At 63.7% G+C, this 15,568-nt stretch carries 14 protein-coding genes; 8 read left to right on the top strand and 6 right to left on the bottom strand.

Features of this window, described 5'->3' with window-relative positions; translation table 11 throughout:
• Positions 1-19 precede the first annotated feature (19 nt).
• Positions 20-1,213, bottom strand: a complete 1,194-nt coding sequence (locus tag C5L10_RS06820; protein WP_245447942.1) for an extensin family protein — start codon at positions 1,211-1,213, stop codon at positions 20-22.
• A 309-nt stretch (positions 1,214-1,522) separates the two neighbouring features.
• Between C5L10_RS06820 and C5L10_RS06815 the strand changes: the two genes are divergently transcribed.
• The 4 genes from C5L10_RS06815 (at position 1,523) to C5L10_RS06800 (ending at position 4,915) form a co-directional block, all read left to right on the top strand.
• Positions 1,523-3,712, top strand: a complete 2,190-nt coding sequence (locus C5L10_RS06815) for an anthranilate synthase (RefSeq protein ID WP_105429025.1) — start codon at positions 1,523-1,525, stop codon at positions 3,710-3,712.
• Between the two features lies 1 nt (position 3,713).
• Positions 3,714-4,217, top strand: a complete 504-nt coding sequence (locus C5L10_RS06810) for a GNAT family N-acetyltransferase (protein WP_105429024.1) — start codon at positions 3,714-3,716, stop codon at positions 4,215-4,217.
• 86 nt (positions 4,218-4,303) lie between these two features.
• Positions 4,304-4,585 (top strand): type II toxin-antitoxin system RelE/ParE family toxin, encoded by a 282-nt coding sequence (locus C5L10_RS06805; protein ID WP_105429023.1) that lies wholly within the window; start codon positions 4,304-4,306, stop codon positions 4,583-4,585.
• A 27-nt stretch (positions 4,586-4,612) separates the two neighbouring features.
• On the top strand, positions 4,613-4,915 hold the full coding sequence (locus tag C5L10_RS06800) for a HigA family addiction module antitoxin (protein ID WP_105429022.1): 303 nt from the start codon (positions 4,613-4,615) through the stop codon (positions 4,913-4,915).
• Positions 4,916-4,960: 45 nt separating this feature from the next.
• Here C5L10_RS06800 and C5L10_RS06795 read toward each other — a convergent pair whose 3' ends face one another.
• Entirely contained in the window at positions 4,961-5,908 is a 948-nt protein-coding gene (locus C5L10_RS06795) for a LysR substrate-binding domain-containing protein (protein ID WP_105429021.1), read from the bottom strand.
• Positions 5,909-6,093: 185 nt separating this feature from the next.
• Here C5L10_RS06795 and C5L10_RS06790 point away from each other — a divergent pair, with 185 nt between their 5' ends.
• Genes C5L10_RS06790 through queF form a run of 3 tightly spaced genes read left to right on the top strand, consistent with a single transcriptional unit; the run spans position 6,094 to position 9,174 of the window.
• Entirely contained in the window at positions 6,094-7,668 is a 1,575-nt protein-coding gene (locus C5L10_RS06790) for an MFS transporter (protein WP_105429020.1), read from the top strand.
• Between the two features lie 22 nt (positions 7,669-7,690).
• Positions 7,691-8,713 (top strand): cation diffusion facilitator family transporter, encoded by a 1,023-nt coding sequence (locus C5L10_RS06785; RefSeq protein WP_205837028.1) that lies wholly within the window; start codon positions 7,691-7,693, stop codon positions 8,711-8,713.
• Positions 8,710-9,174 (top strand): preQ(1) synthase, encoded by a 465-nt coding sequence (gene queF, locus C5L10_RS06780; RefSeq protein WP_046666552.1) that lies wholly within the window; start codon positions 8,710-8,712, stop codon positions 9,172-9,174. Before C5L10_RS06785 ends, queF begins: the two co-directional genes overlap by 4 nt.
• A gap of 102 nt (positions 9,175-9,276) precedes the next feature.
• On the opposite strand, the gene C5L10_RS06775 is transcribed toward queF, so the two are convergent.
• Together C5L10_RS06775 and C5L10_RS06770 are read right to left on the bottom strand one after the other, a co-directional pair.
• Complete coding sequence (locus tag C5L10_RS06775) at positions 9,277-10,131, bottom strand: DUF2076 domain-containing protein (protein WP_105429224.1); 855 nt, start codon at positions 10,129-10,131, stop codon at positions 9,277-9,279.
• 109 nt (positions 10,132-10,240) lie between these two features.
• Entirely contained in the window at positions 10,241-10,825 is a 585-nt protein-coding gene (locus C5L10_RS06770) for a HupE/UreJ family protein (protein ID WP_105429223.1), read from the bottom strand.
• Positions 10,826-11,020: 195 nt separating this feature from the next.
• Here C5L10_RS06770 and C5L10_RS06765 point away from each other — a divergent pair, with 195 nt between their 5' ends.
• Positions 11,021-11,629 carry an ATP-dependent Clp protease proteolytic subunit gene (locus tag C5L10_RS06765; protein ID WP_046633751.1) on the top strand — a complete coding sequence of 203 codons (609 nt, stop codon included), beginning with the start codon at positions 11,021-11,023 and terminating at the stop codon, positions 11,627-11,629.
• Between the two features lie 100 nt (positions 11,630-11,729).
• On the opposite strand, the gene C5L10_RS06760 is transcribed toward C5L10_RS06765, so the two are convergent.
• The gene (locus tag C5L10_RS06760; protein ID WP_105429019.1) at positions 11,730-12,764 is read right to left on the bottom strand and encodes a MerR family transcriptional regulator; all 1,035 of its coding nucleotides are present in this window, start codon (positions 12,762-12,764) and stop codon (positions 11,730-11,732) included.
• Between the two features lie 104 nt (positions 12,765-12,868).
• Positions 12,869-15,565: an EAL domain-containing protein gene (locus C5L10_RS06755; protein WP_105429018.1), complete on the bottom strand. Its 2,697-nt coding sequence runs from the start codon at positions 15,563-15,565 to the stop codon at positions 12,869-12,871.
• Between the last annotated feature and the right edge of the window lie 3 nt (positions 15,566-15,568).

Here is a 15,568-nt window from a genome sequence, read left to right as displayed (position 1 = left end):
GTGGCGGGCGACATGCCGTCTACCGGCAATACCGATACCCGTCCTTCCGCTCGAGCACATCGAGATGAAGGTGGTTCTGGTGGGCGGCGTCGCTGCCCGGTGACAGGACGGTGGTGAAGTGGAGGCAGGCGCCTGCTGTCGCGGTGCGCTGGAACGCGCCTTCCATGGTCGAGTCCTCGGCCCGAGGCTTCATCTCCAACTTCTCGCCGTTGTCGAGCTTGAAGGCGGCGACGTCGAAGGCGTTGCCGCGGGCGTGTTCGGAAATCTTGCCCGTCGAGGCGCTGTTGCGCAGACGGCAGGCGTAGGTGGAGCCGGGCACTAGCCCGGTGATCCTGCGGCCCGGCATGGCGATGTCGAGCGCCGGCTGAACCGTGTCCTTCAGCCAATGCGCCAGGCTGACCGCCGTCTTGCAGCGCATCGTCGCGCCGCCGACCTCGACCCCCGGCAGGACTGCGGCGACGTCGATCGGGCTTTCGATGCCGCAGCCATTGCCCTCGTCGATCGGATCGGTCGGTTCGAATTTCGCGCCGAGCGAGGTGAGTTCGGCAAGGCAGGCCTTCAGCTCCTCGGGCTCTTCCTTGACAAGCGGAGGCGGCGGTGGCGGTGGAGGAGCTTCGGCCTTCTGCTCGTCCGGTTGCTTGCCGTCCTCCGTGGTCTCCTCAGGCTTCGCTGCATCCGCTCCGGGGGTCACCGCCTGGTCGGGTCTGTCGGCCGTCTGCGCGTCGGCAGCCGCAGTACCCGGTTTCGGCAGCGGCGTTGGAACTTCCGCCTCATGTGCCGGTTCGGTGGCGGTCCCGGGTTGCTCGACGACAGGCGGAGTTGGCGGCGGGCCTTGCGGATTTTCGCTCGGCCGGTTCTGCGCCGCGGGTGGCGGGGCCTCGGGAAGGGCGGGCTTGGCGGTGTTCTCCGCCTGCCGGCTTGCATTGTTCGGCTTCTGTACGTCCTCGACAGGCTTCGGGAGCGGCAGTGGAACGTCTTCCAGTGCCGGCGGTTGGGGCACTGCGCCGCTTGCCTGCGATTTTGGCGACGCGCGGCGACGCGGTGCGCGGTCACGCGATCCGCCGTCCTGCAGAATGCGGGTCAGGAAATTCACCTCCACGACGCCCGCCGGAACGCCGGAATGCTGCGCCTGCGGTATCGGTCTTTCGGGCGGCACACCCGCCCCGACCATCAGGGGCAGGCCTGCCAGAATTGCGATCCACGAATGCTGCATGCCGTATCCTTCTCGGATGCGTTTCTTCGGTCCTTGCGGGACTATAAACGCCGATCGCCGGTTTTGGTCGCATCGGACGCCAGAATTCCGTTTCCCGGTCATGGAAATTTGCTTGCACGGCTCGAAAAGCCAAGCTAACAATTCGGCCCATGATAAATTCGATGAACATCGCTAACTGGTGGCCGGCACGCTCAACGCGGCCTTGACCAGTCATGTCCATCGACAAGACCACAAGCCGCCCGGGACCCGAGGCGGCTTTTTTGTTATCCGCCGCAGGCCCCCGGGCAAAGACATTGGAGAGGCAGGACAATGGTAACGATCATTCGGGATGACGGTTCGGAAGTCTACGAGACGAGGGGCGGGATTGCGGTCAGCAGGCAGCGGCGCGCAGCGCCCTATGCGGATGCGATCTCCTCCTATGTCGACAGGCTCGACGAACGGCGCGGCGCGGTATTTTCCTCCAACTATGAATATCCGGGCCGCTATACCCGCTGGGATACCGCGATCGCCGATCCGCCGCTCGGGATCTCCTCGAATGGCCGCAGGGTGTGGATTGAGGCCTTCAACGGCCGCGGCGAGGTGCTGCTCGGTTTCGTCGAGGACAAGCTGAAGACGGTAACCGAACTGACGCTCGGGGAGCGGACGGCCCGGCGCCTCGATCTCACCGTCAACGAGCCGACGCGCGTGTTCACCGAGGAAGAGCGCTCGAAGATGCCGACGGTGTTTTCCGTGCTGCGGGCAATCGTCGACCTGTTCCATTCGGAAGCGGATTCGGCGATCGGCCTGTTCGGCGCCTTCGGTTACGACATCGCCTTCCAGTTCGACGCGATCAAGCTTTCGATGCAGCGGCCGGAAGACCAGCGCGACATGGTGCTTTTCCTGCCTGATGAAATTCTCGTCGTCGACCACCATGCGGCGAAGGCCTGGATCGACCGCTATGACTTTTCCAAGGACGGCGTGACGACGGAAGGCAAGGACCAGGAGATCGCACCCGACCCGTTCCAGCGCAATGATACGATACCGCCGAAGGGCGATCATCGGCCCGGCGAATATGCGGCGCTCGTCACCAAGGCGAAGGAAAGCTTTCGTCGCGGCGACCTGTTCGAAGTGGTGCCGGGGCAGAAGTTCATGGAGCGCTGCGACTCGAAGCCTTCGGAAATCTCCAACCGGCTGAAGGCGATCAATCCGTCGCCCTATTCCTTCTTCATCAATCTCGGCCATCAGGAATATCTGGTCGGCGCCTCGCCGGAAATGTTCGTGCGGGTGTCGGGCCGGCGTATCGAGACATGCCCGATTTCGGGCACGATCAAGCGCGGCGAAGACCCGATCGCCGACTCGGAGCAGATCCTCAAGCTCCTGAACTCCAAGAAGGACGAGTCCGAGCTCACCATGTGCTCGGATGTCGACCGAAACGACAAGAGCCGCGTCTGCGAGCCGGGGTCGGTGAAGGTGATCGGCCGCCGGCAGATCGAGATGTATTCGCGGCTCATCCATACCGTCGACCATATCGAAGGGCGCCTCAGGCCCGACATGGACGCGTTCGACGGTTTTCTCAGCCACGCCTGGGCCGTCACAGTCACCGGTGCGCCAAAACTTTGGGCGATGCGGTTCATCGAGAACCACGAAAAGAGCCCGCGCGCCTGGTATGGCGGGGCGATCGGCATGGTCGGTTTCAACGGCGACATGAATACCGGGCTGACGCTGCGCACCATCCGCATCAAGGACGGCATTGCCGAGGTGCGCGCCGGCGCGACGCTGCTCAACGACAGCGATCCGAACGAGGAAGAAGCCGAAACCGAACTGAAGGCCTCCGCCATGCTGACAGCGATCCGTGATGCAAAGGCCGGCAATGCGGCGAAGGCCGGCCGCGACGTGGCGCGGGTGGGGCAGGGGGTCAAGATCCTGCTCGTCGACCACGAGGACAGTTTTGTCCATACGCTCGCCAACTACTTCCGCCAGACGGGGGCGACTGTCTCGACCGTGCGCACGCCGGTGCCGGAAGAAGTGTTCGACCGCTTCGATCCGGATCTCGTCGTGCTCTCGCCCGGACCTGGCAATCCGAAGGATTTCGACTGCAAGGCGACCATCAAGATGGCGCGGTCGAAGGGCCTGCCGATCTTCGGCGTCTGCCTCGGCCTGCAGGCACTGGCCGAAGCCTATGGCGGCGAATTGAGGCACCTGGCGCTGCCGATGCACGGCAAGCCGTCGCGCATCCGGGTGCTGGAGCCGGGCATCGTCTTCTCGGGGCTCGCGAAGGAAGTGACCGTCGGGCGCTACCACTCGATCTTCGCCGATCCGAAGACGCTGCACCCGGATTTCATGATCACCGCCGAAAGCGAAGACGGCACGATCATGGGTATCGAGCACGTCAAGGAACCGGTGGCGGCGGTGCAATTCCATCCGGAATCGATCATGACGCTTGGCGGCGATGCCGGCATGCGGATGATCGAAAACGTCGTGGCGCATCTGTCGCGGCGGGCAAAGACCAAGGCGGCGTAAGGTGTTATCCGAGACCATCCCGATCGAATCCATCCGCGAAGAGCATATCGAGAGCTTTCACAAGGCGCTCGACATGGTCTCGCGCGAGCGAAAATACCTGAGCTTCCTGGAGGCGCCGCCGCTTGAAGACGTGCGGCCCTTCGTGCTCGACAACATCGAGAACGGCCATCCGCAGGTCGTCGCCGTCGTCGATGGAGAAGTAGTCGGCTGGTGCGACATCCGCCGGCATCCCCGCCCGACCGCCGCCCATTGCGGCACGCTCGGCATGGGCATCATTCCCGGTTATCGCGAAAAAGGCCTCGGCACTCGGCTGATCCGCGCTGCAATCGGGCAGGCTCGGGACCGCGGCTTCCACCGTGTCGAACTGCATGTCCATGCCGACAATCCGCGCGCCATCGCGCTTTATGAAAAGGTCGGGTTTGTGCGCGAGGGCGTGGCGCGGGATGCGGTGAGGATCGACGGGCGGTTTGTCGACAGTATCAGTATGGCAGTGATCATAGGGTAGGTGGTCCAGAAAGGTATCATTGAATGATACCTTTCTGTTGACTATTGTTGGTATCTCTCTATGATACGTTCATCGGGAGGCCAGCCGTGATCCGATCGTACAAAGACAAGCTTACCCGCTCGATCGATGACGGTACGGTCAGGAAAGGTTTTCCTCCCGATCTTGTTCGTCGCGCCCAGCAACTGCTGACGGTGTTGAATGCGGCCACCTCTTTGGAAGATCTCCGTTCTCCTCCAGGCAATCGCCTGGAAAAACTCTCGGGAGATCGGGAAGGGCAGTATTCCATCCGCATCAACAAGCAGTGGCGGATTTGCTTCGTCTGGACAGAAGCTGGGCCGGAGGAGGTCGAGATTGCCGACTATCACTAAGCCCACCACGGCACACAGGAGACCGCTATGAGTGTCAGCAACCTTCCGCCGATCCATCCCGGCGAGATTCTGCGTGATCTCTATCTGGAGCCGCTGGAGATGACGCCCTATGCACTGGCCAAGAAACTCAATGTCCCACGCACCCGAATAGAGCGTATCGTCGCGCAGAAGACCGGGATCACCTCGGATACAGCGTTGCGGTTAGCCAAGTTCTTCAAGACCTCTCCGGAATTCTGGATGAATTTGCAGAACAGTTTCGATCTCAAGATCGAGGCCGAGAACCTCAAGGACGAACTTGAGCATATTCCGGAATACGAAGCGGCCGCGTAGTGGCCTTTCGCATTCGCAGACCGTGCCGGTTTGGCTAACTCGGCACTATTCAGCGGCACCCGCCAACAGCGAAGCCTCCGCCGCCGCCGGCAACCTCTCGCATGTTTCCGCGAACAGCTTCTCGCTCAAGAAATCGACCAGCACCCGGACTTTCGGCGACAGGTGGCGGCTGGAGGGCCAGAGGAGGTGGAACTGGCCGGGGGCGTTGAGGTGCTCGTCGAGGATGGTCCGCAGCCGGCCATCGGCGATTGGTTGCCTTGCCAAAAAATCCGGCATGCAGCCAATGCCGAGGCCGGCGATGACGGTGTGGCGGAGCGCCTCCATGTTGTTGCAGGTGAGCGCCGTGCGCAGGCGCGGTTCGGCGCCTTCGGGCGGCAGGGTGATCGGCAAATCCTGGATCTTACGGCTGTTCGGATAGCGGAAACGGATCGCCAGATGGCCGTCGAGTTCGCGCGGGCATTCGGGAGTGCCGTGGCGTTCGAGGTAGGAAGGCGCGGCGCAGAGAAGCATCTGGAAAGGCCTGAGTGTCCGTGACATCAGCCGTGAATCCGGCAGGTTGCCGCTGCGGATCGCCACGTCGACCTCTTCGTCGATCAGGTCCACGACCCGGTCGTTGAAATCGAAATCGAGTTCGATCTCAGGATAACGCTCGACGAATTCCGGCAGCACCGGCAGCAGGAGATGATAGGTGACGATCGGGGCGCTGACGCGGAGCTTTCCGCGCGGCACGGCGACGGCACTCGCCAGCGACGCTTCGGCATCGTTGAGGTCGTCGAGCACGCGGCGGCACCGTTCGTGGAATAGCCGGCCCTCTTCGGTCAGCCGCAGGCTGCGCGTCGAGCGCTGGAAAAGCCGGACGCCGAGTTCCCTTTCCAGATTGGTGACGGCCTTGCCGACTGCCGAAGCCGACAGGCCGAGCACGCGGCCGGCGGCGACGAAACTGCCGAGGTCGGCGGTGCGCACGAAGGCCGTCAGTCCACCCAGACGATCCAATAGCGTCTCCCATTCGAGCGTTTTCTTCCGCCATATAAGGAACGGACCGGGGATTTTCCAAGCATTGCATCGGATTTATCTTGTGTTGGTGACATAAAGCCCTCCGGCCGGGTGGGTCCAAGGCGGTGGCTTCTCCCAAGGGCCGCCCGCCTTCCTCATTGCTCCAACACAGCGGAATCTCGGATATGAGAGACAACACACATGCTGTAATGGCAGCCGGACGGCTGTTCGTTCTGATCGCAGTCTGCTGCGCGGCGGTTGCCATGCCGCTGACCTTTACCGGCACGGCCGTCGGCCTTCCCGCCATCAGCCGTGCGCTCGGCGGCAGCCCGATCGCCCTCAACTGGGTCACCAATGCCTTCATGCTTTCCTTCGGCAGCACGCTGATGGCTGCCGGCGCGCTCGCCGACAGTTACGGGCGCAAGCGGATTTTCCTGAGCGGCCTCGGCATTTTCGCGCTGTTCTCGACGGGTCTCGCCTTCGCGGGCGATATCGTCTGGTTCGATGTGCTGCGGGCGCTGCAGGGCATCGGCGCGGCAGCCGCCTTTTCCGGCGGCATGGCGTCGCTCGCCCAGGAATTCGACGGCGCGGCGCGGCTCAGGGCATTCAGCATCGTCGGCGCGAGTTTCGGCATCGGGCTCGCCTTCGGGCCGATCGCGTCAGGCTGGATGATCGCCATGTTCGGATGGCCGGCGATTTTCGTATTGGTGGTCGCCCTTGCGGTGATCGCCTTCGTTCTCGGCGCGATCTTCATGCAGGAATCACGCGATCCGGACGCGTCCGGCCTCGATTGGAAGGGCGCGCTCAGCTTCACGGCGGCGCTGACCGCTCTGACCTTCGGCGTGCTGCAGGCGCCGGAAAGCGGCTGGAGCGATCCGCTCGTGATCGTCATGCTGCTGGCGGCAGTCATGCTTTTCCTGGCCTTTGGCCGGATCGAACGGACCGTGGCGCGGCCGATGCTCGACCTCACGCTGTTCCGTTATCCGCGTTTCGTCGGCGTGCAATTGCTGGCGGCGGCGCCGGCCTATGCTTTCGTGGTGCTGCTCATCCTCCTGCCGGTGCGGTTCATCGGCATCGAGGGCATGGACGAGATCGCCGGCGGGCGGATGATGATCGCGCTCTCCGGGCCGCTCCTCGTCCTGCCGATCGCCGCCGGCCTGCTGACGCGCTGGTTCGCGCCGGCGACGATTTGTGGCGCCGGGCTTGCGATCTCGGCGGCTGGCCTGTTCTGGCTCAGCCGGTTCCCGGTCGGCTCGGAGCCAATACTGCTGATTGCGCCGCTCCTGACGATCGGGGTCGGCATCAGCCTGCCTTGGGGCCTGATGGACGGTCTTGCCGTCAGCGTCGTGCCGAAGGAAAGAGCCGGCATGGCGACTGGCATCTTCAGCACCACGCGCGTGGCCGGCGAAGGTGTTGCGCTTGCGGTGGTGACGGCGGTGCTTTCGGCGCTCACCAGCGCGAACCTCGGCAGCGATACCGGTGACCAGGCGGGCGCGATCGCGCAGCGGTTGGTGACCGGCGACCTGCGGGAAGCCGCGGAGCTTCTGCCGTCGATCAACCAGGCGGCCTTGCTGCAGGGGTATGGCGACGGGTTTTCGTCGCTCCTGTGGCTGCTGACCGCGATCACGGCGCTGACAGCAGTGGTGGTGTCCTTCTTTCTCGGGCGGGGAAGCGAGACGGTGGAGGAACTCGAGGAGGAGGAGGAAGTGGTCACCGCGATGCAATCCGACAAGGCGCGATTGGGCCAGCCGGCCCTTTGACAAACCCGCTCATCTGAGCGATATGCAGACTATTCGAAACCGCCGGAGCGAAATCATCTCGCTCCGGCGGTTTCGCCGTTTTGGGCCTCCGGTCCTGCAAATCATTCGCACGCGCAAAAAGGAAGACATCGTGCCGAGGGAAGTCAAAATCGTCGAGCGGCTGGCCTTCTGGGGCATGCCGCTGTCGCTCGGCGTCATGTCCTTGAAGATGCTGGCCTGGTGGGTGACGGGTTCCGTCGCTCTGCTGTCGGACGGGCTGGAATCCTTCGTCAACGTCGCTGCCGCCTTCATCGCCTATTTCGTCATCCGCTATGCGCAGCGGCCGGCCGACCACGACCATCAGTTCGGCCATCACAAGGCGGAATACATGTCGGCGGTGGTCGAAGGCGGGTTGATCATCGTCGCGGCGATCCTGATCATCAGCGAGGCCTGGGACGGGCTTTTTGCGCCGAGACTTCCGGATGCGCCGGTGCTCGGCCTTGCGATCAACGGGCTTGCGGCGGTCATCAATGCGTTCTGGGCAACAACCCTGATCCGGATCGGTACCGCCCATTATTCGCCGGCGATGGCGGCCGATGGCCAGCACATCATGTCCGACGTGGTCACCTCGGCCGGGGTCTTTGTCGGCCTCATCCTGGCCATTGCAACAGGTTATGCGATCCTCGACCCGGTGCTCGCCATCCTGGTCGCGATCAACATTCTCTGGCAGGGCTACAAGGTGATCGCCCATTCGATCGGAGGGCTGATGGACCGGGCGCTGGAGCCGGACGAAGAGGCGGCGGTGCGCGAGGCGATTGCCACCCATTCGGTCGGCGCGCTCGGCGTCCATGATCTCAAGTCGCGCCGGGCCGGGGCTGCCGCCTTCATCGATTTTCATCTGGTCGTACCGGCCGACATGAGCGTCGAAGAGGCGCATGTGATCTGCGACCGCTTGGAAGATGCGATCAAAGAGATTATTGCGGGCGCCACGTTGGCGATCCATGTGGAGCCCGAAAGCGAAAATCCGCATGGACAGAAGGTCGAATTCGAAGGAACAGGCAAATGACGATGACCGATGTCACCGGGCTCTCGCAGCTCGGATCCCAGGTTGAGGCTCCGCAGAGCCCGGAGACCGCGGTGCTGGAAAGGGTGCCGAACGGCAACCAGGGCACCGATTACGTGGTGCGCTTCACGGCGCCGGAATTCACCTCGCTCTGCCCGATGACTGGCCAGCCGGATTTTGCCCATATCGTCATCGACTATATTCCGGACGGGTTCCTGGTGGAGTCGAAGTCGCTGAAGCTGTTCCTGCATTCCTTCCGGAACCACGGCGCGTTCCATGAGGATTGCTCGATCTATATCGCCAAGCGGATCGTCGACCTGCTCGCCCCGAAGTGGCTCAGGATCGGCGCCTACTGGTATCCGCGCGGCGGTATCCCGATCGACGTGTTCTGGCAGACGGGCGAGGCCCCGGCCGGCGTGTGGCTGCCGGAGCAGGGGGTTGCGACGTATCGGGGACGTGGGTGAGGAACGGTCCGGCGCAGCCGGAGCAATCGATCCAGTGAATCGATTGCAGTGACGAACGCGCTGAGCCGAAGCGAAGCGCCGGAATGGCGCGGCGCGCCCCGCTCACACGTCCATCGAATCGTCGCTGCCCAAATCGCTGTTGTCGAAATCCGCCTGGTCGTCGGAAAAGTCGTCGTTGCCGTAACCGGCTTGCTGAAGGCCGGAATTGTCGGCTGCGTCATTGGTGTTGGCGGCGGTGCTTTTGTCATCCGAGGCCTGGCGGATCGCGTCATCGCCGAAATAGTTGTTGTTGATGACGGTTTCCTCGCCCGGGGCGTTGCCGCTGCCGAACGGGTTCGCACCGGCGAGTGGCGAGCCCCAGCCGAGCGAGTTCATGTGGCTGCCGAAAATACCAGACAGCGAATTGGCGAGCAGCATGCCGCCCGCGACGCCCGCTGCTGTGCCGAGCGCGCCGCGCAGGAAGCTGCCGCCGGCTGACGGGACGGATGTCTGGCCGCTCCAGGGGGCGGCCGAGGGCGGGGACCCACGATACCCGTCGTCATAGTCGCTGCCGGTGCGGTAGCTCTGACGCGGGGCGGTACCCCATGGGCCGGATTGGGGGCCTACCTGGGGACCGGGACCGGTTCGAAGACCGGGCTGCGGGGCGGGGGACTGCTGGGCCTGGCCGGTGCCGAAGATCGAGCTCAGGAACCCGCCGCTCTGTTCGGCACGGTGATGATCGCTGGTCTCCGCTTCGAGCTGGCGGACGCGGTCTTCCAGTTCCTTGATATGGTTGGCCGCGGCTTCCAGGCCCTTTTCCTGCACGATCACGGCCTGGGCCAGATAGTAGGTGGCGTAGGGCTGTTCGCGGGTTGCCTGGTCTATCAAGGTCTCGGCATCCCGGTCGCGCGACGTGGCGGCGGCGGTGCGGATACGGTCGAAAAGGGCAGTCAGAAGCTGGCGTTCTTCCGGTGACATGTTTGCCTCCTTGCAGGCGTTTGCCGTCACCAGGAAGGTAGGCAGGGATTCCGGCATTTCAAAGCCGGAATCCCTTACATTTCGGTAATCTTGGCTAGTTACCGGGGGCTCAGCCGAAGACCAGCGACAGGCCGAGAAGCGCTGTCACGCCCCCGAGGATACGGGCGATATAGGGGCTGAAGCGGGCGATGCCGAGGCCGAGCGCGATGCCCGCTGCATGCAGGAACGCGGTGGCGATCATGAAGCCGATGCCGAACTGCAACGCGCCTGCCGCGCCGAGTTCGCCGCCATGGGCGTGGCCGTGGAACAAGGCGAAGACGCCGACAACGGCAGCCGCCGCCGAAACCGGCAGTTTCGCCGACGTTGCGACGAGCAGGCCAAGGCCGATCACCGAGGCGAGGATCGCCGGTTCGACGAAGGGGAGGCTGGCGCCACCGAGGGCGAGGAGGAAGCCGGCGGCCATGGTGCCGACGAAGGCCAGGGGGATTATCCACAGCGCATTGCGGCTGCTGCCGCGCGCGATCTGTGCCGCCCACAGGCCGACGGCGACCATGACCAGGATATGGTCGGCGCCAAAAAGCGGATGGGAAAAGCCGGCAAGGAACGAGCCGTGCTCGGCCGGGTCGATATGCGCGAAGGCGGGTGCGGTGGCGGCGGCAAGAATGGCGGCGGCGAGCGAAAGGCGTTTCAGCATTTGGGTCCCCTGAAATATGCAAATAAGGAATGGCATCGGAGGATAGGCAAGCGCCTGATGGCTGTCCATCGGCAATTGTCGCGCCAGGACGCTCGGTACTACGTCATTCACCTTAGTCCGTGGAAGGTGCCGTCTTAGACTCTGCGCTCCATTGTTTTACGGCGGCGAACACATTATGTCCGGTATATGAATCTGATGCAGGAGACTCTCAGCGTGCTCGACGACGAAGACGACAAGGACGACAAGACCAAGGAACTGCCGCTCGGCAAGGAAACGGAAGCGAATCTTTTCAAGTCGCGTTCGATCTTCATCTATGGAACGATTACCCAGGAACTGGCGCAGAAGGTCAACACGCAGCTCGTGGCGCTTGCCGCCGCCAGCGACGACGACATCCGCGTCTATGTGAGCTCGCCCGGCGGCCACGTGGAATCGGGCGATTCGATCCATGACATGATCAAGTTCATCAAGCCGAAGGTCTGGATGATCGGTACGGGCTGGGTCGCATCGGCCGGCGCGCTGATCTACGTGTCCGTTCCGAAGGAGCGCCGCATCTGCTTGCCGAACACCCGCTTCCTGCTTCATCAACCGTCCGGCGGCACCCGCGGCATGGCATCCGACATCGAGATCCAGGCCCGCGAAATCATCAAGATGAACGAGCGGCTGAACAGGATCTTTGCGGAAGCAACCGGCCAGTCGGTCGAGAAGATTGCCAAGGACACCGACCGCGACTATTGGCTGTCGGCCGAAGAAGCCAAGACCTACGGCCTGGTTTCGAGGATCGTGACGTCGCAGAGCGAAATCTGATCGCTCTCTCCATCTGAATTGAAAAAAGCCCCGCCGGTTGCCACCGGGGGGGCTTTTTGTTGTTTGCAGGCTCGCGTTGCCCGCGGATGGCCCATGCGGTTCAGGCAACCTGCGGACGCCAGGCGATGACGCCTTCCGTGCGGGCGCGGACGTCGGGAGCGGCAAGGCAGGTGGCGACGGCCTCGTAACCCGGTGCACCCGGGACAGGTGCGACGCGGCTCGGCGGGCTATGGTTGGCGGGGCAGAGGATGATCGCCTCATCCGGTCCGACGGCACCGAGATCGAGGATCGCCGAGGAGCGGGTCATGATGAAGAGCGGACGGGCGCCGGGACCGCGATTGCGCAGATAGACGGAGACTGCTTCCTGCGAGGGCTGGTGCAGACCCTGCTCGATCATGTCGATGACTAGGATGCCGTCCGCGTCGGATTCGATGGCGACGAGGAGGGCGGTGAGCGCAGGCGTTGCCGTAGCGCCCTCCTCGACAAGCCAGGCGAGCGCCTGCTCAACGCGTAGCTTTAGCGCCGAATCGGTTTCCATCCGTGCCCGGGCGTCGGCGGCATCGTTGGCGGCGCGATCGAGATCCACGAAGACCGCGCCCGGAAGATGTTCGGCGATCGCCTTGGAGAACCGGGTCTTGCCGCTGCCGAGCGGGCCGATGATGTAGTTGAGCGGCCTCACGTCCCTGAGCTCAAAGCGTTCGCCGCCCCAGGGCCAGGGAAGGTCGAACGCTGCGACGATCTCGGCCGCCGGACGCGTCAGGCGCGTCAACTCGTGCATCCGCGGCGGTTCGCCGGCGGCTAGGTCCGCGCGCAGAGCGCGGACTTTTTCGACCGTCTCGGCGATCCTGTGGGCTTCCGTTTCAAGCCGCGCCTGATGGGCGGTCAGCGCTGTAGCAAGGTCCTGCGCCTCGCCTTTCAGCACCCGCGCCACCTGTGCGAGGCTGAGGCCAAGGGCTCGCAATGCGGCGATCTCGCCGGCGCGGGCCATTTCGACAGGGCCGTAGGTCCGCCATCCGGCCGCGGTGCGCACCGGGGCGATCAGGCCGCGCTGCTCGTAGAGGCGTAGCGCCTTCGGAGATATGCCGAGCCGCTCGGCCGCGTCGGACGGGTTCAGGTAGCGTGCGGAAGAACTCAAGGAATCACCTCGCCGGTTGTTGACCGCTCCTCCTATCGGGGCAGCCCCAGGGGCCGGGTCAACATCTGTTTTGCGAGGCTCGATTTTTTCCGAAGACAGTTCGCTCAGTCGACCAGCGCCACCGATGGCACGAACCACGTATGGTTGCCTGCCCGCCAGTCCGTCGCAAAAGTGATGAACTCATTGGCCGGCATCGGCTTTGCGAAGACGTATCCCTGCAGGGTCTGGCAGCCGAGGCTGCGCAGGATGTCCACATGTGCTGCCGTCTCCACCCCTTCGGCGACGATCTCGATACCCTGGGAGCGGCCGATCTCGATGATCGAGGCCACCAGCCGGCGCTGCGAGCCGGCGGCTTCGAGCGGTGCAATCAGCTTGCGGTCGATCTTCAGCCGCTTGGGCCCGAGTTCGAGAAGGCTGACGATCGAGGCATGGCCGGTGCCGAAATCGTCGATTTCGATATCGATCCCGAGCGCCTTGAGGTCGAGAATGGCGGATCTCAGTTCCTTGTCCTGATCTTCGAAGGAGATCGATTCGAGAAGTTCGAACGAAAGGGTGCCGGGCGCGATCGGCAGTTCGGCCAGTCGTTTGAACAGCCTCTCGTCCTTCAGGCGCTGCGCCGAGATGTTGACGGAAAGATGCGGGATATCGAGGCCGAGCGCCCTCCATCTCGTCGATTGGAAGAGCGCCTTTTCGAGGATGATGGCATCGATATCGGCCGACCGGTGCAGGCTCTCGGCGATCGCCAGGAAACTGTCCGGCGCCAGCAGGCCGCGTTTGGGATGCTGCCAGCGGGCCAGCGCCTCGACGCCCACTATGTCGAGCGAATGCGCATCGAACTGGGGCTGGAAAAAGGGGATGATCTGGTCGCCTTCGAGCGCGTTCAGGAACTCGTCGGACATGCGCTTGCGCAGCACGACGGCCGAGCGCAGTTCCTTCGAGAAAACCTCGACGCGGTTGCGACCGCGCTTCTTGGCTTCATAGAGCGCGATATCGGCGTTGATCAGCAGCTGGCTCAGTTCCTCGCCGGCTACGGACTGGCAGGCGATGCCGGCGCTGCAGCCGATGCGACATTCATGCCCGCCGATATCGATGGGGCGGGCAAGGGTGTTGACGATCGATTGGGCAAGGTATTCCGCCCGGCGCTGCGGCTCCGCCCCGCCGGTCACGACGACGAATTCGTCGCCGCCGATGCGCGAGGCGAACTCGTCGTGGTCGATCAGTTCGAGCAGGCGGGACGTGGCCGCTTTCAGGACCGCGTCGCCCGCCGCATGGCCCAGCGTGTCGTTGACTTCCTTGAAGCGGTCGAGATCGATGTGGATGAATGCCAGCCGGTGGCCCGCAGCCTGGTTCTCCCCGGCGGTCATGAACTGGTCGAGGAAGCGCCGGTTCGGCAGGCCGGTCAGGGCGTCGTGCAGCGACTGGTGTTCGAGCGTGCGCCTTGCCGAACGCAATTCGTCGTTCTGCAACTCGGCCTTCGTCTGCGCCAGCCGCAGCTCGGAATGCAGCGTCACGTCCCTGGTGACGTCCCAGTTGGCGCCGACCACCCGCTTGACGCCTCCCGCGGTCCGGTAGGTTGCTCCGTGCGCGCGGATGTGACGGATTTCGCCGCTGCGGGAGACGACGCGGAACTCGGTACGGTAGCTCGTTTCATCCCTGAGTGCCTTGCGAAAGCAGGTCTCGGCGGTTTCCAGGTCTTCGGGATGCAGCGCATCGCGCCAGTCCGTGTATTCGAGGACATCGCTGTCGGGAGGCGCGTCGTAGAGCTCGCGCATGCGCTGGTCCCAGATCAGCGTGTCGGTCGAAGGTTCATATTCCCAGACGCCGACGCCCGAGGCCTGAAGTGCCAGTTCGAGGCGCTGGGACAGCGTTTCCAGCTGTTCCTCGCGCTGCTGCAGAGTAAGGATGTTGCCGTGACGCTGCTTCATCAGCAGTCCGGCCCAGAAGAGCGGGGCGGCGATGCAGAAGGCGATCAGAAGGGCGGTGATCCGGAAGCTGAACATGTCCGGCGGCGAGCCCTGCCACCCCTCTTTCGGGACTGCGGCGAGATACCAGGTGTCATAACCAAGTTCGATCCTCGACTTGACGGGATCCTGCGAAAATATGGCGCCGTTTCCGAGGAAGATGTCGCGCTCGGCGGGAATGGGCCGCTGCGAGATTGTGATGTCCAGTGTCTGGCGCTGGGTATTGACGTTGCTGTCCGCATAAAGCCTGTCGAGGTCGATGACCGCCGAGACGACACCCCAGAACCGGCCGTTGGCAAGCGAGAAGACCGGATAGCGGGCAATCAGCCCCTGGCCGCCCTGGACCAGATTGACCGGGCCGGTGATGACGAGCGTCCGCCGCTCGACGGCTCTCATCACGGCATCACGCTGGAGCTCGTTGGTGCGGTAGTCGAGGCCGAGGGCCTTCTTGTTCGCCTCTTCGGGGTAGACGAGGCCGACGACCAGATCCTTGGCGGCGACGACGTTGCGCAGCTGGGACGGAACCCCGAAAATCCGCTCGGAGAGCGCCGTGAATTGCGGCTGGTTGATGTTCGGATTGGCGGCAATCGCGGCGATGAGCCCGTAGATCAGGTTGACGTTGCCACGGATATTGGTCTCAAGGCTTGCCGCAACCCGGGCCAGTTGCTCGGCTGCCTTGACCTGCTGCGCCACGTGGTATTGTTCGCGTTTTTCGATGTCGGCGCGGACCACCCCGACCAGCAGGCCGGCGACCGCAAGGATGGCCGGGAAAAAATAGCCGAGGCCGAAGAACTGAAGACCAGACGATTTCGATTTCGAGATGAAGGGCAGCGAGGTCATTGG

It is taken from the genome of Neorhizobium sp. T6_25, from assembly GCF_002968555.1.
Taxonomy (GTDB): Bacteria; Pseudomonadota; Alphaproteobacteria; order Rhizobiales; family Rhizobiaceae; genus Neorhizobium.
This window is presented reverse-complemented; position numbering and strand designations above follow the sequence as displayed.

Excerpts from the sequence above, each read along its gene's own strand:
- C5L10_RS06820 (WP_245447942.1), bottom strand. The coding sequence starts at position 1,213 with ATGCAGCATTCGTGGATCGCAATTCTGGCAGGCCTGCCCCTGATGGTC.
- C5L10_RS06815 (WP_105429025.1), top strand. The coding sequence starts at position 1,523 with ATGGTAACGATCATTCGGGATGACGGTTCGGAAGTCTACGAGACGAGG.
- C5L10_RS06800 (WP_105429022.1), top strand. The coding sequence starts at position 4,613 with ATGAGTGTCAGCAACCTTCCGCCGATCCATCCCGGCGAGATTCTGCGT.
- C5L10_RS06790 (WP_105429020.1), top strand. The coding sequence starts at position 6,094 with ATGAGAGACAACACACATGCTGTAATGGCAGCCGGACGGCTGTTCGTT.
- C5L10_RS06785 (WP_205837028.1), top strand. The coding sequence starts at position 7,691 with ATGCAGACTATTCGAAACCGCCGGAGCGAAATCATCTCGCTCCGGCGG.
- queF (WP_046666552.1), top strand. The coding sequence starts at position 8,710 with ATGACGATGACCGATGTCACCGGGCTCTCGCAGCTCGGATCCCAGGTT.
- C5L10_RS06775 (WP_105429224.1), bottom strand. The coding sequence starts at position 10,131 with ATGTCACCGGAAGAACGCCAGCTTCTGACTGCCCTTTTCGACCGTATC.
- C5L10_RS06770 (WP_105429223.1), bottom strand. The coding sequence starts at position 10,825 with ATGCTGAAACGCCTTTCGCTCGCCGCCGCCATTCTTGCCGCCGCCACC.
- C5L10_RS06765 (WP_046633751.1), top strand. The coding sequence starts at position 11,021 with ATGCAGGAGACTCTCAGCGTGCTCGACGACGAAGACGACAAGGACGAC.
- C5L10_RS06755 (WP_105429018.1), bottom strand. The coding sequence starts at position 15,565 with ATGACCTCGCTGCCCTTCATCTCGAAATCGAAATCGTCTGGTCTTCAG.